Source organism: Mucilaginibacter sp. A3364 (assembly GCF_059690715.1).
Genome location: NZ_JCAWED010000001.1, coordinates 2,731,841 through 2,750,134, shown reverse-complemented (window position 1 = coordinate 2,750,134; position 18,294 = coordinate 2,731,841). Strand labels below are relative to the sequence as shown.

Annotated in this window: 18 protein-coding genes; 7 read left to right on the top strand and 11 right to left on the bottom strand. The window is 45.3% G+C overall.

Going from position 1 to position 18,294, the window contains the following annotated elements; all coding sequences use genetic code 11:
- Nucleotides 1-9 precede the first annotated feature (9 nt).
- From AC59JT_RS12250 to AC59JT_RS12230, 5 genes are all read right to left on the bottom strand, one after another.
- Entirely contained in the window at nt 10-792 is a 783-nt protein-coding gene (locus AC59JT_RS12250) for a heme ABC transporter ATP-binding protein (protein ID WP_497399179.1), read from the bottom strand.
- Nucleotides 789-1,838, bottom strand: coding sequence for a FecCD family ABC transporter permease (locus tag AC59JT_RS12245; RefSeq protein WP_497399176.1), 1,050 nt, complete (start codon nt 1,836-1,838; stop codon nt 789-791). The genes AC59JT_RS12250 and AC59JT_RS12245 overlap by 4 nt, the downstream gene beginning before the upstream one ends.
- 3 nt (nt 1,839-1,841) lie before the next feature.
- A complete protein-coding gene (locus AC59JT_RS12240) occupies nt 1,842-2,678 on the bottom strand; it encodes a heme/hemin ABC transporter substrate-binding protein (RefSeq protein ID WP_497399174.1) in 837 nt (278 codons plus the stop codon).
- A gap of 88 nt (nt 2,679-2,766) precedes the next feature.
- Nucleotides 2,767-4,125, bottom strand: a complete 1,359-nt coding sequence (locus AC59JT_RS12235) for an HmuY family protein (protein WP_497399172.1) — start codon at nt 4,123-4,125, stop codon at nt 2,767-2,769.
- Between the two features lie 33 nt (nt 4,126-4,158).
- Nucleotides 4,159-6,414, bottom strand: coding sequence for a TonB-dependent receptor (locus tag AC59JT_RS12230; RefSeq protein WP_497399171.1), 2,256 nt, complete (start codon nt 6,412-6,414; stop codon nt 4,159-4,161).
- 101 nt (nt 6,415-6,515) lie between these two features.
- On the opposite strand from AC59JT_RS12230, the gene AC59JT_RS12225 reads away from it, so the two are divergent.
- Nucleotides 6,516-7,442: a helix-turn-helix transcriptional regulator gene (locus tag AC59JT_RS12225; protein WP_497399169.1), complete on the top strand. Its 927-nt coding sequence runs from the start codon at nt 6,516-6,518 to the stop codon at nt 7,440-7,442.
- 9 nt (nt 7,443-7,451) lie between these two features.
- Here the strand turns inward: AC59JT_RS12225 and AC59JT_RS12220 are convergent, their stop codons facing one another.
- From AC59JT_RS12220 to AC59JT_RS12210, 3 genes are all read right to left on the bottom strand, one after another.
- Nucleotides 7,452-7,967: a DUF4269 domain-containing protein gene (locus AC59JT_RS12220; protein WP_497399167.1), complete on the bottom strand. Its 516-nt coding sequence runs from the start codon at nt 7,965-7,967 to the stop codon at nt 7,452-7,454.
- 55 nt (nt 7,968-8,022) lie between these two features.
- The gene (locus tag AC59JT_RS12215) at nt 8,023-8,691 is read right to left on the bottom strand and encodes a hypothetical protein (protein WP_497399165.1); all 669 of its coding nucleotides are present in this window, start codon (nt 8,689-8,691) and stop codon (nt 8,023-8,025) included.
- A 183-nt stretch (nt 8,692-8,874) separates the two neighbouring features.
- On the bottom strand, nt 8,875-9,972 hold the full coding sequence (locus AC59JT_RS12210; protein WP_497399164.1) for an outer membrane protein assembly factor BamB family protein: 1,098 nt from the start codon (nt 9,970-9,972) through the stop codon (nt 8,875-8,877).
- Nucleotides 9,973-10,217: 245 nt separating this feature from the next.
- Here AC59JT_RS12210 and AC59JT_RS12205 point away from each other — a divergent pair, with 245 nt between their 5' ends.
- The 5 genes from AC59JT_RS12205 to msrB all read left to right on the top strand — a co-directional run bounded on the left by AC59JT_RS12205 (nt 10,218) and on the right by msrB (nt 14,190).
- Nucleotides 10,218-10,925 carry an NUDIX hydrolase gene (locus AC59JT_RS12205; RefSeq protein ID WP_497399162.1) on the top strand — a complete coding sequence of 236 codons (708 nt, stop codon included), beginning with the start codon at nt 10,218-10,220 and terminating at the stop codon, nt 10,923-10,925.
- 111 nt (nt 10,926-11,036) lie between these two features.
- Nucleotides 11,037-12,059 (top strand): SPFH domain-containing protein, encoded by a 1,023-nt coding sequence (locus AC59JT_RS12200; protein WP_497399160.1) that lies wholly within the window; start codon nt 11,037-11,039, stop codon nt 12,057-12,059.
- On the top strand, nt 12,056-12,976 hold the full coding sequence (locus AC59JT_RS12195) for an NAD(+)/NADH kinase (protein WP_497399158.1): 921 nt from the start codon (nt 12,056-12,058) through the stop codon (nt 12,974-12,976). The genes AC59JT_RS12200 and AC59JT_RS12195 overlap by 4 nt, the downstream gene beginning before the upstream one ends.
- Nucleotides 12,977-13,063: 87 nt before the next feature.
- Nucleotides 13,064-13,672: a peptide-methionine (S)-S-oxide reductase MsrA gene (gene msrA, locus AC59JT_RS12190; RefSeq protein WP_497399155.1), complete on the top strand. Its 609-nt coding sequence runs from the start codon at nt 13,064-13,066 to the stop codon at nt 13,670-13,672.
- Nucleotides 13,669-14,190 carry a peptide-methionine (R)-S-oxide reductase MsrB gene (gene msrB, locus AC59JT_RS12185; protein WP_497399153.1) on the top strand — a complete coding sequence of 174 codons (522 nt, stop codon included), beginning with the start codon at nt 13,669-13,671 and terminating at the stop codon, nt 14,188-14,190. The genes msrA and msrB overlap by 4 nt, the downstream gene beginning before the upstream one ends.
- 40 nt (nt 14,191-14,230) lie before the next feature.
- Here msrB and AC59JT_RS12180 read toward each other — a convergent pair whose 3' ends face one another.
- A complete protein-coding gene (locus AC59JT_RS12180) occupies nt 14,231-14,896 on the bottom strand; it encodes a peptidylprolyl isomerase (protein ID WP_497399150.1) in 666 nt (221 codons plus the stop codon).
- 104 nt (nt 14,897-15,000) lie between these two features.
- Between AC59JT_RS12180 and AC59JT_RS12175 the strand changes: the two genes are divergently transcribed.
- Complete coding sequence (locus tag AC59JT_RS12175; RefSeq protein ID WP_497399148.1) at nt 15,001-15,750, top strand: SGNH/GDSL hydrolase family protein; 750 nt, start codon at nt 15,001-15,003, stop codon at nt 15,748-15,750.
- A 660-nt stretch (nt 15,751-16,410) separates the two neighbouring features.
- Here the strand turns inward: AC59JT_RS12175 and AC59JT_RS12170 are convergent.
- Complete coding sequence (locus AC59JT_RS12170; RefSeq protein ID WP_497399146.1) at nt 16,411-17,073, bottom strand: flavodoxin family protein; 663 nt, start codon at nt 17,071-17,073, stop codon at nt 16,411-16,413.
- A gap of 198 nt (nt 17,074-17,271) precedes the next feature.
- Nucleotides 17,272-18,279 (bottom strand): phosphotransferase, encoded by a 1,008-nt coding sequence (locus tag AC59JT_RS12165; protein WP_497399145.1) that lies wholly within the window; start codon nt 18,277-18,279, stop codon nt 17,272-17,274.
- Nucleotides 18,280-18,294 lie beyond the last annotated feature (15 nt).

Here is an 18,294-nt window from a genome sequence, read left to right as displayed (position 1 = left end):
GTTGATAAATTAAACCAGTGCGCCGCTTGGTATCACCAGCGGGCATTTAAAGCCCTCGCACTCCATCATGCGTACTTTTATGCTGAAGGCGGTGTGGATGTTCTCGCAATTAACAACCTCCAATGGCGAACCTAATGCCACCGTATCACCGTTTTTAAGTATCAGTATCTGATCGGCGTATTGTGAGGCGAAGTTGATATCGTGTATAATGCTGATAACGGTATAGCCCCGGTCGGCCATGCTGCGGGCCAGTTGCAGTATTTGTTGTTGATAGAGGAGGTCGAGGCCATTAGTTGGCTCGTCTAAAAACAAAAAAGCATTAGGGCGATCATAGATCTGGGCAATAACCCTTGCCAGTTGCACCCGCTGCTGCTCGCCACCCGAAAGTGTATTGTAATCGCGCGAAGCGAGATGAGTAATGCCGGTTTCTTCCATGGCTTTATTTACCACATCGATATCATGTGCCGAAGGTTTGCTTTCAAAATGAGGATAACGGCCCATTAGCACCAGCTCTTTCACATTAAACAGCATGCTCACCGTGTTATGCTGGGTAAGTACCGATCGTGTCAACGCTAGTTCTTTAATGGTATAAGCTTCTATGTGTTTACCATTAAATTTAATGCTGCCACTAGTTGCGTTTAGCTCGCGACATAGCAGCTTTAACAGCGTGCTTTTACCCGCGCCGTTGGCTCCGATAACCGCCATCATTTGCCCTTTGGCGAGGCTGAACGAGGCTTTATTAAGGATAGTCTTATTACCTACCCGGTAGGATAAATTGTTTACTTCGATCATAATATCTGCTGTTTTTTGAGCTGGGTATAGATCATATAAATAAAAACGGGCGAACCGCAAATGGCTGTAACGATACCAATAGGCAGTTCGGCAGGGGATACAATGGTGCGGGATACCAGGTCGGCAGCCGTAAGGGCCGCCGCGCCCAAAATAGCCGAGCCCGGGATGATCAAACGGTTATCCGGCCCGAATGCCATACGCAGGATATGCGGTATAACCAGCCCGATAAAACTGATCAAACCCGCCACCGCAACCGATGCGCCAACCGCCATGGTTGAAAGCACGATAACCAGCGTTTTAGTACGCCCAACATTAATACCCATATGCGCCGCCTGCGCTTCGCCGAGGGCGATAGCGTTTAACGACTTAGCCAGAAAAGGCAAGCCAATAACCGGTATCACAATAAAAGGCAAAGCCGCGCTAAATGATACCCAACTGGCACCACCCAGGCTGCCCAGGCTCCAGAAAGTAAGGTTACGCAACTGTTCATCGGTAGACATGTAGGTGAGCAAACCCGTAAAAGCGAATGCCAAAGCGTTAATAGCAATACCCGTAAGCAGCAAAGCCGTAATAACCGTTTTGCCTTGGTGCATAGCCATGCGGTAAACTGTAAGCGTAGTAATAAAAGCACCTACAAAAGCCGAAATAGCCAAAGCGTAATAACCATAGTCATAGCCAATCTTATTCAGAATAGTACCACCCAGCACGATCATTAAAGCCGTAGCCAACGTAGCGCCCGATGATATACCTATCAGCCCCGGCTCGGCCAATGGATTGCGGAACAGGCCCTGCAAACCCGCGCCCGATATAGCTAGCGCAGCGCCTATAATGGTGCCCAGCAAAACTCTTGGCAAGCGTAAATTTAATACTACCGCCATTTGCTGCTCGGTGTACAAAGCAGTCTCACTTAGCCCGGTGCCCTTGGCCACCATCGACCAAAATTGCGGCAAGCTGATATGCACCGCGCCTATGCAAACGCCGGCGGTTATGGCCACCAGCAGTAGCACCAATAAGCCGCTTAAAATGTATTTATAGTTTTTAAACACGTGTTATTTCAGCTTTTGTGATAACTCTGCCACTGCTAAACCCAAGCGCGGACCAAAACCCGTCAACAACTCACCATCCATGGTAACAAACTTTTTGTTTTTGCCCGCTTTGGTTTGGTTAATGCCTTGTACTTGCGCCAGGCCAGTAACACCGCCCAGACTTTCCATACCGCTGCTGAACAGCAAGATCACATCAGGATCTGCAGCCAATAAAGCTTCTGAGGTTAATGGCTTGTAATCGTTAAAACCTTTAACAGCGTTTTGTCCGCCAGCTAATAGGATGATTTTTTCTATTGATGTCCCTTCACCAGCTACCATCATGGTACCCGCGCCACGCGCGTAAATGAATAATACTTTTGGTTTAGCTGCTGATTTGCCCAACTTGTTAGCCTTGGCTAAATCTGCATTTAACTTATTAAGTAGGGGAGTACCTAGTTTCTCGCCACCAAAAGCCGCCGCTACATCTTTGATCAGCTTGCGGGCACCATCGGCAGAAAATTCCTGCGTAAACAGTACCAGTTTAATACCCGCGCCTTTTAGTTGTGCAGCCAGTTCCGGCTTTACTTCGGTGGTTAAACCGGTAACAATATCGGGTTGCAGGGCTATGATGCCTTCGGCGGATATGTTGCGGTTGTGGCCCACTTTGGGTTTGCGCTTCATGCTTTCGGGGTAGTTGCTGGTAATGTCGGTGCCTATCACGTTAGGCTCCTGGCCAATGCCGGCCAATATCTCGCTGATGGTGCCGTTTAGGGATACAATTTTTTGTCCAGCAGGTTTACTGTCGGCTTTTGCTATCGCGACAGCAAAAAACAAGGCTATTATTAATTTGATGGTTTTCATTTTATGGGGGTGTTATAATAAATCGGAAAAAACGGCCCGCCTAAACGGTGCCGTTTTTCATTGTTATGAGGTATGAGCAATTATTAGTTTACGCGCCTTTTTTCACTAAAGCGTACTGAATTTTAGGGAACCCGCGGGTACCGCCATCCTGCGTAGTGAAGTTGATGAATTTCAGTTTGTACACGTTGCCGGCAGCGTCTTTAACCGCATAAAAACGGTCTGTTTTTACGCCGATAGTCCCGGTGGTATTTCTCCAGTTTTGGCCAATGGTGTTACGACCTGCAACGAAGGTGGTAGTAGCTACATTAGCTTCAACATAAGTATCGTAGTTGCCTACAATTTCGGCAGATTGTACGCCGCCTAAGTGATTAACAAATACAAGGTCAGAGAACGCGTAAGGCGTAGTACCTGTGAAATAAATGCTGTAGCTCCACACAAAATCCCAACGGTCTTTATCAGGCTCAACGCTAACCGCGCCGGTATCAAACGATACGAAGCTGAAGTTTTTAGCCGTGTTTTTGTTGATGGTTAAAGTTTTGAAGGTAGTTTCAGTCAGTTTAGCGTACTGTAAAGTATAGCCGTTTGGTGCACGTAAAACGCGGATCTTGTACAGATCAGCAGCCGGAGCAACAACGCCCGAGCCACCCGCACGGTTAATTACATATACTTTGTTGCTGGCATCAGTAGCTGATACCTGTGCGATAGCCGTTTTGGTAATATCGCCGTTCACGTCATCAAAAATAGTGAAAGTACCCGCGCCAAAGCCTAATGCCAGGTCGGCAGTATTAACATCGGCGGCGGTTACCGCGTTGATATCGGTTTTGTTAACCGCTACTACAGAAGCTGCAGCGAAGTTGTTCAGGATAACACGGAAGTCATCACCGCTGTAGAAACCCAGGTCCCAATCAGCACGTTTGATCGATGTTTGGGCATTAGCGCTCAAATCAACATAAACTGAATTGATAGCCGCCGAACCACCTGTACCGCCGTTTAGTGTCAATTCAGAACCGGTAGAAGTGATAGAAGAGAAGCTTAACTTAAATTTGGTATTAGCACCCAACACAATTGGCGAACCTGCCGATTTGATCTCGAAAGCCAATGATTCATTACCATTCAAGAAGATGCCCGCTTTTTTAACCACATCAAAACTAACCGATGTACCACCGGCAGGGATGCTCAAGCTTAACTCATTGTTAACGGCAGCAGGTGTAGTAGTAAACTCGGTACCATAAGTAACACCTGTACCTTGCAGGCTGATAACCACAGGTACGGCCGCATCAGCAGCACGACCCAAAGTAAGGGTAACTTTTAATGATTGATCGGCAGTAGCCAAGCCTTGTGCCGAAGCCGTAAAGCTTAATTGATTATCAGGTAATGCAGGGTCGCTTTTTTTACAGGCTTGCGTCAGCATTCCGACAGCTAACAGGCAGTAGAACAGTTTTTTCATGATGTATTTAATTATTGTTTATATGATTATTGATTAGTATTTGCTGAATTGAAAGTTGAGGCCTAGGTAGTAAGAGCGGCCATAGCCGATAGGTACCGGTCCGCCGGTGCTGTGCGCGCCACCCAGGTTAAGTGATGTATTGTACACCGTAGTTACATTAAACAGGTTTTTAACCCCGCCTGCCACAGTAATAAAGCGGTTGATGTATTTGTTAAGCGTTAGGTCGGCAGTGTGGAATGCCGAGCGCTGCGCCAGGTGGATAGTAGGCACGCCGCCAACCGATACCAGTTCATACAAAGGCAGCTTGCCGTTGTATTTGTAAAACAGGCTTACATCAGCCTTCAACTTGGTTAGGTGGTATATCAAATTCGCGTTAGCTTCGCCATACCAGGTAAAATCAGGTAATGATTTATCGCCCTCGGTAAACTCATTGTAAATACCCGTGTAGCCAAAGCCAACTTTAGCCTGCAGATTTTTGTAGCTGATGGTATTATCGAAAGTACCGCCGGTGGTTTTGTATTTGTTTATATTGATGTAGGTCGTAACCGTCGGCGCAGCCGGATCAATACCTGTTGTGATGAGGTTATCAAAGTAATTGTAAAAAGCACCCAGGGTTGAGCGTATTTTTATAGCGTCGGTTTTTAGCGTTTGCCATGATAGTGACGCGTTGGTGCTGTGCGAGTATTCGGCTTTTAACTTATCATTACCCAAAATGGTATGGCTGGCATCAATAAAGTTAAAATACAACTCACGCAAGGCCGGCGAACGGAAACCACGGGCATAAGCCAAACGCAGATCCACATCGTTTGATAATTTGATCTTGGCATTAAAGGCCGGGATAATAGGCGGCGCGCTGTAAACCGAGTTTTTGTTAAACCTTGCACCCGGGCGTATTGTGATAGCAGAACTAAGCGCAATTTCCGAAGAAACAAAAAATGAATAATCATTAATAGTAGGCGTGCCGGTAATACGTGCGCCGCTGCTGCCGGTATTGCTTAGTTCAACACCCGGTTGTATAGAAACCGCGTCGCTGATCTTATACTGTGCAGTACCGCGGAAAAACTTGGTATCAAATACCGATTTATCCTGTTCGCCGGGCCCTAAGGTCAGGCGCAGATCGCCTGTTAATACATTTAAGCTGGTGGTTTTGGTGCGCCTGCTGTAATCTGTATACGATGCCGCACCGGTAAAGCTTAAACGATCATTAACCTGCCAATCGGCCTGCAACTGGTGCATCCAGCGGTTGCTTAGGTATTGCTTATCAATTTTGGTATTGTTGGTGTTAACCCGGCCTTCGCTTAAAATGGTTTCGTCTTCGCCATCAAAGCGGTACCATAAGTGTAGTTTGTTGTTGCGGTAACCCACAACACCGCTGCCCAGATATTGGTCTTTAGGCAGCCAGCCCAGGCTTGCGCCGTTAAAGTTATTGCGCGTAAAGTTGGCCGATGTTTGCCAGCCCTTATGCTCCCAGTTTACGCCTACACTTTCGTGGTGTATGCCGTCATCGGTAAAAGGTTTGTATTTTTTGCCTGCGGTTTCTTCCTGTACGCGACCGTACACCCGCAGCACTTCGCCGCCACCGCCTTTTTTGGTAATGAGGTTTATTACCCCGCCCAAAGCATCGCTACCATAACTAACAGACATAGGGCCTTCAACGATCTCGATATGGTCAATGCTGTTAACATCTATCTGGTTCAGGCTTTCGCGGGTATCGCCACGGTCAAGCAGAGGCACACCGTCCAATAGTATTTTAACGCGCTGGCCCGATATACCCATCATCGTTATGTCTGAAGTGCCCAGGGTAAGGTCGTTAGTGAAACGGATGCCTAGCTGGTCGGTCAGTACATCCTGTACTTTAGATGGATTGCGCAGGCGTATCTGCTCGTTGGTAATGGTTCGCACCATATAAACGGAATTTTTAAGCGATTGCGGCGCGTACTGCCCGGTAACCACTACATCTTTCAGTTGAAAGGAACTTACTTCCAACGTAACATCGGGTTGCGTAGCCACCTTATCTGCAGTTATAATAACATCCTGTTGTTTGGCCAGCATGCCCAGGGTTTTTACCTGCAGGGTGTAGTTACCTGCTTTGGCTTTAATAAGGTATTTGCCATTGGCCTGCGTTACCGCGCCGTAGTTGGTATTTAACAACAAAATGGTGACGCCAGCAGCCGGCTTACCATCATTGGTTAATACCTGGCCTTCAACACTTCCGCTTGTTTTTTGCGCCGATGTTTTTATGGGCGAAATGAATAGTATAAAAATTAACAGGGGAATATATTTTATCATTATTTAGACTAATTAAAAATAATGTTGCAAATTTGAGCGATTTTTAGGCCTGCGGTCAACGCCAAACGGATTTAAATAAACGCTAAACGGATTATCGAACCATGTTTAAACTCACAATTCCATTTACTGATGAAGTGCTGTATGATGGCTTTCAATATATTGAGGGTCAATACGATGAGGTGGTAGTAAATCGGTTTGACGAAGTGCGGGGAACGGTTTCGATCAACGTTAAAAGCTTCCGGATAGATGAATTGACGGTTTTTATGGTGGATATGGATAGCCCCGAAAGTGTGCTGGTAAATACGCATATGGCACAATGTGCCTGGGTTAAAACCTACCTGCTGGGCGGACAGTTCAGTGTGCAAAATATCGGCCTTAACGAGCATACGCATTATAGTTTAATGGCCCGATGTAATGATGTTTATGACATAGTAATACAGGGTAATGCCCGCCTGTTTATGATTTGCCTGGGCGATGGGGGATTTAAAAAGCTACTGAAAACAGAAGAGGAAGCCATGCTGATGGAAAAGCTTAGCCATATGCAGGGCCGTGCCACAACTCCCGCCATGGCCAACATCATTAACATCGTGGCCGATAGTATACAAAACAACCGCCTGCACCGCATGTTGCTGGCCGCCAAAACCCTCGAACTTTTATTTCTCGACCTGGAGCAACTCAACCAAACAGATGATAACGTAGCTAATACCATTAAAGCTTACGACCTGGAGAAACTAAAGCTGGCTAAAACGCTGGTGGCTGCTAACCTGCAATCACCATTATCATTGGTGGAGCTTGCGCATAAAGTAGGATTAAATGATTTTAAGCTGAAAAAAGGGTTCAAAGCAGCCTTCGGTACTACAGTGTTTGGCTATTTGTTTGATCTGCGCATGCAGAAAGCCAAAACCATGCTAGCTACCCACACGGTAAGCGAAGTAGCCCATGAAGTGGGATACAAAAACGCGCATCATTTTACAGTGGCCTTTAAAAAGCAGTTTGGTTACCTACCCAGTAAAATAGGCTTCGAGTAAGCAGACGGGTTATAAATTCAGTAGAGCCTGGTACGGATCTCCCGGCAGGTTTAAAGCCTTGGCAAAAGCAGGTTCGGTTTTGTAGCCTTGTTTTTTCAGGGTGATAATTTGCTGGCGGAAAGCTTCACCATTTTGTTGTAGCAATTGGTATTCTGCCAACATATGTCTATAGCCATTTTGTTGCAGGGGAGGGGTAGTTTGCCCGTAAATTTCTATCTCCCATTCATCCAACCCAAAATTAGCTACCACAGCCGGCTGCTTACTTACTTCCGCTTCGCGGATACTAAAGTTTTGCTGCATACCGAATTTGGAGATCACATCAGCTTTAAAATAAATAAGGTTGCGCGCATGGCATATAATGTCCAGATCGCTGCCCTCAATATTAATATCTATGGGGATGGTGCCTACCAGCAAAGCTTCGTAACTTCTTAGCTTTTCCATCACCATATAGTCGGTTAAGGTTTTGAAAGCGTTTTGCTGTCGCGAATTGCCCATCGCCAGGTAATTGATATTGCTAAAATCCATCGCCACAAAAATAAAAAAGCCCCGCTATAAAGCGAGGCTCTGTGTTTTGTATGTATTATTGTTTTTGCCCGGCCAATATTTTAGCGCCGGCAGTTGTGTTGTAAGCAAAACCGGTTATGGTATACGCGGCTTCGTTAGCAGTATGTGTTATTTTTATCCAGCCGTAATGTACTTTTCCTTCTATTGATAACTGGATGGCCAGGTATTTATCGTTTTTAGCTACCCAAGGGCCCTGGTAGGTTTTAACTGCATTACCATGATCAATTACATCAAGCACTACGCCTTTTATCATAAAATTGTTCCAGCTGGTATTGGCTGCTGCTGTGGCATTAATTTCGGTACCTTCGGTAAGTGGTTTACCCCACATGCCGTTCATTACCAGTTCCTGGCTGTTGTCCAACATTAATTTAGCGCCGCTGGCAGATACCGCGCTGGCCATTAAATACATATGGGCCTGGTTATCATGGTAAATAAGCACGCTGGTAAAGTAGAAATCGTTCTTCCCGTTTTTATCGGCATCAATAGTGATAAATTTATTGTAGGCCACCTGCTGGCTAACTTCGGTATAGCTTATGCCATTGGTATTAACCGGTGTGCCGGTTACAGCCTGTTGTGTTTCCTGCTGAGGTATCTGTTCAATAGTAGGGACTTGTTTTTCGGTGTTTTCTTTGCGACAAGCGCTGATAAGGATGACGCCCAGCGCCATAAGTAACGTTTTTTTCATTATTGTGATAAATTAAACTCAGCGCTTTGCCGCGCTGTATTGCGTATATCGACATTGACGCTTAATACGTTACAGGTGTTACAAAATTTTGTGAAATTTATGACTAATGACGATAGACGGACAAAAAAAGCCCCGCTTTTGGCGGGGCTTCGAGTATGTATAAATTGGTCGTAAAAAAGCTTTTTAGTGTTCTGATTGTCCCGGTATTTCCGGTATCCCCGGATCGTCCAGCACTTGTACGGCTGTAGCGTCGCCAATGTTTCTCCAATCCTGCAAAACCCACACAATTTTTTTGTCTTTATTAACCTCAATAAGCTGCGGGCCCTTGCCACCCTGCCCGCGCGAAGCGAATATAGTATTGCCATTAGCCAGGCGGGTACAGGTTTGCGGCGCCGATAAAAACTGGTATTCGGCCGGTAGATCGGTCTTGCAGTTAAACTGCCAAACTATTTCGCCTTTCTTATTAACTTCTTTTGTTGCGGCATCAGCTTCATCGGTAATAAGGGTGTTTCCATTTTTTAGGCGGATAGCGGCCCATGGTTTAGGGGTTTTATAGCTCCATATCTCCTTAAAGTTTTTATCATACTCAATAACCTTACCCATATTTAAAAACGATACCAGGTAGGTTCCATCTGCGGTATAACGTGCCCTGCGCGATTGCGGGTGAATATCGCCAACCGTTGGCGGTTGATTAGATGGTAATACCTGCTCTACTTCAACCTTGCCGGTTTTAATATTTACCACCATTAGTTTAGGCGGCAGGCCGCTTACAATAAGCATCACTTTATCCAAACCAATAGGCTGGCAGGCGTGTATTTCGGTATGTTCAATACCCTTGCTGTTATTGCAATCAAAGCGCCAAAGCACTTTTTTATCGGGCGTTATCATGGCTACATACTGCATGCGACTAAATAAAATATTACCGTTTGATAGCATCCAGATGTCGTCATACTCCGGGCCTTTGCCGGTTTGGTAGGTCCAGATGGTTTTGCCGTCTTTTACTAAATACATTTTGTTGCAGTTTTCGCCTACGTAAAGCATAGGGTGTTGGGCCAGGCCATTGCCCGGCAGGTTGGCAGGCATTACGGCGTTTGGGTTTCCGCATTCTACGGCTTCTTCCTGTGGTGCCAGCGCAGGCACATTAGCTGCGGTGAACAAATTAAGCACATCCATACAAGGTGTTTGGCTGGCGGATGCTTTTTTAGTTTTTTGTGCCGATGCAGTGTTTACGCAGGCAAATAAGGCTAAAGCCAAAAATATCGAGATCTTAAAGTTTTTCATTGGATGTTTGGTTGTAAATTGGTTGAGCAATTATAGAAATATTTAAGCCGTATTTACAAATGCCTATTTGCCGGATAATTGCTGATTTTAAGTTGATTATGGCCTTTTTGACCCTTTTAGCTCCTTGGAAACGTTTGCGTAGATTTTTGAAAAATTGCGATGATCGCACGCTCAAATCGATCTTTCATCCGTAAATATGGAGCATGACAGAACACTTCGATTAACATATATTATTACTTTTGTGTATGAATAACACAAATTCTTACCTGAGGCAGGATATTAAAGTAAGTGTAGATGCTATAGTATTTGGTTATAACCAGGAAAACGGCATATCTGTGTTGTTAATTAAACGCAAAATTGAACCATATATAAATGAGTGGGCCTTGCCGGGTGGCTTTGTGCTTAATAGCGAAACGTTGGAACAAGCGGTAGAGCGGGAGTTAAAAGAGGAGGCCGGGGTAACTATAAATTATCTTGAACAACTTTTTACTTTTGGTACACCTGGCAGAGATCCGCGTAAGCGCGTTATTTCCATTTCTTATTTCGGTTTAGTAAAATCTGCCGATTTTGACCTTTTTGCATCCTCAGATGCAGCTGAGGCTGCTTGGTTTAAAATTTATGATCTGCCGAAATTGGCTTTCGATCATAATGACATTGTAACCAAAGCAATTGCCCGCTTAAGGGCTAAAATTACTTATGAGCCAATAGGGTTTGAATTGCTTGATAGTAAATTTCTGTTTTCTGACTTGGAGCAATTGTACATGAAATTATTGGGGCGAGATATAGACAGACGGAATTTTAAACGTAAGGTAATGTCGTTGGGCCTGATCATCGAGCTAAATGAAAAAGCACCTGCCGTGGGAGCCGGTCGGCCGGGGAACTTATATGCTTTTGATGGTGATAAGTATAAGCAATTGAAAACTAATGGTTTTAACTTGAATAGCTTACTATAAAAAATAATTTGTGTTTTTTTTACACAAATTATTTGCATATGAAATAATAAGTCCCTTTATTTGTGTCATAATAACGCAAATAGTATTTTAATTCACTAAACTTTAAATATCATGTTCGGCATCAAGCACATCAAATTCGATTCAATGACTTATGTTTTGCACTTTAAAAATGGAAACATTCAAAAGGAGGGACGCGGTCTTTCATTTTTTTACTTTTCACCCAACAGCTCAATAGTAGCTATCCCGATGGGCAGTAACGACTTGCCGTTTATTTTCGCCGAGTCGACCAATGACTATCAGCAAATAACCATTCAAGGTCAGATCAGCTACAAAATAAATCAACCTAAGCAATTAGCAGACGTTTTGGATTTTACAGTGACTGATAGCGGTGTTTATAAAAAGAACGACTTAGAGAAGCTTAATCAACGTATAATTAACGAGGCGCAAACTGCAACATCAGCTTTTATACACGGCATTAAATTGAAAGATGCTATACGTTCTGCAAAAGCAATAGAGGAAAAAATATTGGAAGGTTTAAAAGCTTCGGCCGCGGTAGGTATGCTGGGTATTGAGATTTTGGGCGCCAACATTTTAAACATTGCGGCAACGCCCGAAATGGCCCGGGCGCTTGAAACCGAAACCCGCGAAAAACTGCAACAGGAAGCTGACCAGGCTATTTACGAACGCCGCAACTTTGCCGTTGAACAGGAACGTATTATAAAAGAAACCGAGCTGAACACGGAGATAGCCGTAGAGGAGAAACAAAAGCAAATTGCAGAGAAAAGGATGGAGTCTAAGGTTCAGCAGGCCGATAATGAGCGTAAGCTGCGCGAGATGCAACTGGAGGCCGATATTGCTGTTGAGAACCAACGTACACAGCTTGTTGAGCAAAAAACCGCCAATGATAAACTAGAGGCCGAAACCCAGGGCTATGTATTGGAGGCTACTTTAAAGCCTTATAAAGAAATGGATTGGAAAATGTTGACCGCCTTAAACGGTAATGCCGACCCTCGTTTAAACATAGCGCTGGCTTTTAGAGAGCTTGCCGAGAATGCCGACAAGATAGGCAACTTAAATATCAGCCCTGACTTACTGGATACTTTGATGACCAACAAAACAGATAAAAGAAAATGATCGAGTACGCTATTATTGTAAAAAATAAAACACGGCTTGAACACTTGATCGAGCGTTTTAATACCAAAGCCCAGGCCAGGTTTTATATTGAAAACTTGGGCGAAAATTTTGAAGACTATGAAATGGAGCATGAGATTTTTCATGCTTCGTTAAACGAAGTACAAGCAAAGCTTACCCGGGTGTTAAAGTACAAGATCATTGATAGGGCGTTCGTGTCATCATTTATTTTTTCTGATAAGAATGTGATCATCGTTATTGGTCAGGACGGCCTGGTTGCTAATACAGCAAAATACGCTAAAGGTGTGCCCATCATCGCCATAAACCCCGATGTAAACAGGTATGATGGCGTATTGTTGCCATTTATCCCGGCAAACTTTGTGAAGGCTGTAGAGGAAGTAATTGCAGATCGTTTTACCGCGGACATCCGTCGTTTTGCTGAAGCCCGGTTAAATGACGGGCAACGTTTGCTGGCTTTTAATGATCTGTTTATCGGTGCTTCATCCCATGTTTCAGCACGCTATCGCATCACGCACCAGGCAAAAACCGAAGAGCATTCGTCAAGCGGGCTTATCGTATCTACCAAAGCCGGCTCAACCGGTTGGTTAAGTTCTATCATGAACATGTCGTACGGTATTACTCATGCCCTGGGCGGGCACGATCAACTAAAAAGGCCTGTTTTTAAAGATGATGAATTGGTATTTGCGGTGAGAGAACCCTTTAAAAGTATCAGAACTCAAGCCGGTATTACCTTGGGTTCTATCAAAAGCCAGTCGGCCTTATCCATAGCGTCACTTATGCCGGCCAATGGCGTAATTTTTAGTGATGGGATAGAGGCTGACTTTCTGCGGTTTAATAGCGGCGCGGTGGCCAGCATCAGCATAGCGCCAGAAACGGCCCGGTTGGTGGTTAATAATTAGCTAACGAACCTTTAAAAAATTGTCACCCCACTATCATAATAAACCAATAGCATATCTTAGTACGTAATTATACCGTAAGTGATAGTAATGAAAAAGATAATCCTGTTAACAGCAATGATATTGACTTTGGCAAACGGAGTATTTGCTAAAGCTGTAGCGGCTAAACTAGATACCGCAACCTTCGCTACCGGTTGCTTTTGGTGTACCGAAGCCAAGTTTAAAGAATTAAAGGGCGTTAAAAAAGTAACCTCGGGCTTTACGGGCGGCAAGGTTGCCAACCCCAGTTACGAAGAAGTTTGCAAAGGCACCACCGGCCACGCCGAAGCCTGCAATATTGTTTACGATCCGGCGGTGATCTCGTACGATGAACTACTATCTGCGTTCTTTGTGGCGCATGACCCAACTACACTTAATCGCCAGGGCAATGACGTAGGCACGCAATACCGTTCGGCTATATTTTACCACAACGCGGCCCAAAAACAAAAAGCCGATTACTACATTGGTAAGCTAAACGCCGAACATGCCTACAAAGACAAAATAGTGACCCAGGTAGCACCTTATAAAGTGTTTTACGCTGCGGAAGATTACCACCAAAACTATTTCGCTTTAAACGGTAGCAACCCATATTGTAAATATGTTATACAGCCTGAGCTGGATAAATTCAGAAAGGTATTTAAAGACAAATTGAAGAAATGAGAAAGATCATCATAGCATTGGTATTGCTTACGGTTACCTTAAGCAGTTACGCCCAACAGCTAAAAACTGATGGCGGCAACCAAAACAACCCTTACTACTCAAACACCGACACCAAAAAGTTGAACGTGAGCGATGCCGAGTGGAAAAAAATATTACCCAAGGACCTATACGCCACCGCCCGCGAAGCCGCTACCGAGCGCCCATTTACCGGTAAATACTGGGACAAGAGCGCAAAGGGAACATACTATTGCGCCGTTTGCGGCAACAAACTTTTCCGCAGCGATGCCAAGTTTGCCAGCGATTGCGGCTGGCCCAGCTTTTTTGAAGCCGTACGCAAAAACAGTGTGATCTATAAAACCGATAATACGCTGGGTATGCAACGCGTGGAGGTACTTTGCGCCCGCTGCGACTCGCACCTGGGTCACATCTTCGACGATGGCCCGGCACCAACTTATAAGCGTTATTGTATGAACTCCGTCTCGCTGGATTTCCAGCCGGATGGTCTGGCTAAGAAATAAACAAAGAAGCCCCGCTATAGCAGGGCTTCTTTGTTTATGACTATTTCAGTTCTTCGGATACTTGTTTGGGGGAGAGGACGGTTACTTTCATCCAAACCGGGGTGTCAGGGTTGCCGTTTTTGTCAACTTTTAGGGCGGTAATTTTGTCTATCAGTTCAATACCTTTTACAATTTCGCCGAATACGGTATAGTTCCCATCCAGGTGTGGGGTGCCGCCTGTGGTGCGATACACCTGGCGGTGATCCTCGGGAATTTTAGTGCCTTTGCGTTTTTCGATGGCATCCAGTTGTGCATCGGTTTGGGGGCGGCCGTCTACAAAATATATTTGGGTGGTATACGATTCCTTCCCCGGGTTATCATCCCGACCCATGGCCAGCACACCGCGTTTATGGAATAGGGCAGGGTTAAATTCAGGCTTTATCCACTTTTGCTGTGGGTTAAGTTTACGGCCTTTTTCGTACAGCGAATCCTGGTCGCCGCCCTGTATGACGAAATTTTTGAGGATGCGGTTAAACGTGGTCTGATCAAAATATTTGGTCTTTACCAACCGGATGAAATTATCCCGGTGGACAGGCGTTTCATTGTACAATTTCACAATGCAGTACCCTTGCGGGGTTTCCACTTTTATATATTGGTTTGGCTGGGCGATGGCTGTGCCCAGGCAAAATGCAAGTACGAGGGTGATAACTAATTTAATTTTCGGCATAAGGCTAATTTACATAAAAGCCAACGGATACCCAATTGCTCCGGCAAAACTTGCTAAACCATTTTAGTTGGCTATATTTGAGGTTAAGCATCTATAAGCCCAATATGAAAAACCTGACATTGATCATTTGCCTGCTGTTCGGCATTGCCCTGCAGGCCAACGCCCAGCAAACCGAAGAACAAAAGAAAGCCGAAGCCTGGGCCAACTTCCAGAAGGTTATTGAAGAACGCACTCATCAAGACTGGGCCTGGCTGAAGCGCTACCAGGACGATAACGACAAACTTCCTGCCCCGGTACCCGGCGAGAAGCGCGTGATATTTATGGGCAACTCCATCACCGAGGGCTGGGTAAATATTGACCCTGACTTTTTTAAAGGCCGCCCATATATTAACCGCGGCATTGGCGGGCAAACCACACCGCAAATGCTGGTACGGTTTAGGGAGGATGTGATTAACCTGAAACCACGGGTGGTGGTGATACTGGCCGGCATAAACGATATCGCCCAAAATACCGGTCCGGCCAGGTTGGGGGACGTGGCGGGGAACATATTCTCCATGGCCGAACTGGCTAAGGCCGCCGGCATCAAAGTCATCCTGTCATCGGTTTTGCCTGCGGCAGCTTTTCCGTGGAAGCCTGCGATAGACCCGCGCGAGCAGGTGAGCCAGCTTAATGCCATGCTAAAATCTTATGCAGAAAAAAACAAGCTGGGCTACATAGACTACTACACCGCTATGGTAAATACCGACCGCGGCATGAAAAAGGAACTTGCCACGGATGGCGTACACCCCAACATGGCAGGCTATAAAATAATGGAACCTTTAGCCGAAAAGGAAATTGCCAAAGCGCTTAAATAGAGGCGAAGTGTAGCACCGTATGCGTAGCACGCTACACTGCTACACCCAGGTGTAGCATGCTACAGTATTTGTAATCAGGTGTTTATGTTTTGTGGTGGCAGTGTTTTGTCAGTTGATCGCCTGGTCGTTATCAAGCCCCTTCAGAAAATATTAAATAAACGAAACCTTCCTTTGTAGTTAATCGTACGAGGGGGCATCTTTTTTAAGCAAAAAAACTTCCAGTTAACAGAAAGGGATCAGGGCTTCCTTGCGCTACCGCAAGCCGAAGCTCGCGGTAGCGGGGAAATTGTGATCAGGTTTAGATACCCTAAAATTAAGTACAGTCCACGAGATTCTTACTGACTTATTCGTCAGAATTTGAAAATAATTTAAAAGCTAGTTAAACAATTAGCCAATTAGGTTGTAGCATACGCTATTTAGCTATAATAAGTGGTGTTTTTTGCCGTTAACGGCCTTATTAGCCTTGTTTTTTAAGTGTCGGACCCCGCTTATTATTTCTTAAAAACTGTCCGGACGGGTCCTGAATTGATATATTTGTTTCTCTAATTATCCGAATTACGTCGTCGGTACCTTTATTAATTAAAATAACGGTTGCGTTTTCTTGTCCGTTTCGTTAGACGAAACAACCTGCTGATTTTTTACTGTTTTGGTCTCCGCTGCCTATTCCTCTTTGTCGCTTTCGGCTTCGGCCTTTTTGGCTTCGTTCAATAAATTGGTAGTGTAAGGGTTGGCTTGCAACAGGCGGGCCATGAAGGCCAGGTTGGCTGTGGTGTAGCGCAAGGTTTTGTTGGTATACAGGTAGCGTTCGCCGCCACCTGCTACATAGTCCGTTTCGCCACCGGCTTTACCCACCCAGTAAGCGTTAACATTGGCAGGGATGGTAAAGCCCACTTCCTGCATGGCCCATAGCACCTGTGCGGCACAGTTATGCGCCCCATCCTCGTTGCCGGTTACCAGGCAGCCGGCTACTTTGTTGTAGGGCATGTACTGCCCATTGTCCTGATCCGCCAGGCTCTCATCGCGAAACACTGCATCCAGGCGCTCAATAACTTTTTGCGCCGTAGAGGCCAGGTGCCCCATCCATATAGGCGTAGCAATAATAAATATCTGGCAGTTCTTTATTTTCTCCAGTATCTGCGGCCATTCGTCGCCTTCGCCTTCGTTGGATGTATTGCCGGTTAAAACGTTGTAATCGTTAAGGCGGATGATCTCGGTTTCAATACCCTGTTCATAAAACTGTGCCGCGGCTTTTTGGGCCATGGCGCCGGTGTTTGAAAACTGCGCATCCCGTTTTAAGGTGCAGTTGATGATGAGTGCTTTCATAGTAATAATGCTACAAAATCAACGGTGCAGGCTAAGTTATTGTTTAATTTATTGGCAAAAAAATTAACCCGGCAGGTTGTTGCCGGGTTTTAGTTGTCAATCTTTCGTTATCAATTCCTGCCAGGCTTATACGCTTTACTACTGTCGCGCGTATAAAATTCTCTCTCGTTCCTCGTTCAAGATGCCGGCCGGAAAACACTACAAAACCGCCAGCGAAGCCAAAAACCGCTGCGCGCGCATTTGTTCAACCGCGGTATTCATCAACGCTTTGCCATACATTAACTGCCCTTCGTATTGTGCCAGTGATATTTTTCCTTCGCCCATTAAAGCGCCGAAAGCCTTCATATCCATGCCATCCATTTCCCGGTCGTGCTCAAAATCGGCCGGTTTTGACTGTAAGGCAAGCTGAAACATCAGCAACGCGTAAACAATGCGGCTAAGCTGACGCATGAGGTAAAAACAAGCCATCTGCTTTTCATCAGCATTAGTACCAAAGTAAGTATGCAGTAACGCGCGTTCGTGCTCAGGTGTATGTATAAAAAAGTTAGCCGCGCTTGCCAAGTCGATATACCGATCGTTTAACGAGGCCGCGTCCCAGTCTATCACCCAAATATTGTCCCCATCATATAAAATATTGTTAGGGTTAAGGTCATTATGACTACATACTTTATCGGTGTCCCGGCGGGGATATTTTTCTTTCAGTAGGTTATAATGGCTGAAACCCTCATCAAACACAGGGCCCATTAACCTGGCATGCATTTTAAACCCGCTTATCAGCCCGTCAACCGTTTCAAACACATCGGTACCTGGCGTAGTAAAAGGTATGGCGTGAATAGTTTTTATGGTTTCGGCCAATTGGATAGCCAGTTGTTCGGGGCTTAAGGAGGTGCGCAAAGGTTTGCTTTCAATAAAATGACTAATGGCAATACCCTGCGCAGGGTTATTATAATATAGTTTAGGCGCCACACCTGCCGTTGATGCCAGTGCCGTGGCACCAGTTTCAACTGTATTTGTTGCCGAAGGCGGATTTAACTTTAGCGTGTATGGCTGCCCCTGCAACACCAGTTTGTAAACTGATGAGCCCGACAAGCCGCCCGCCAGTAAGCTTATTTCGGTAATATCGGTGGTATTAAAAGTTTGTAGTAACGCGGCTTCAACAGCCGCTACTCTTTCGGCCGGTATAGCCGAAGCGTTGTTTAATAACATAGGCGTATAAATTAT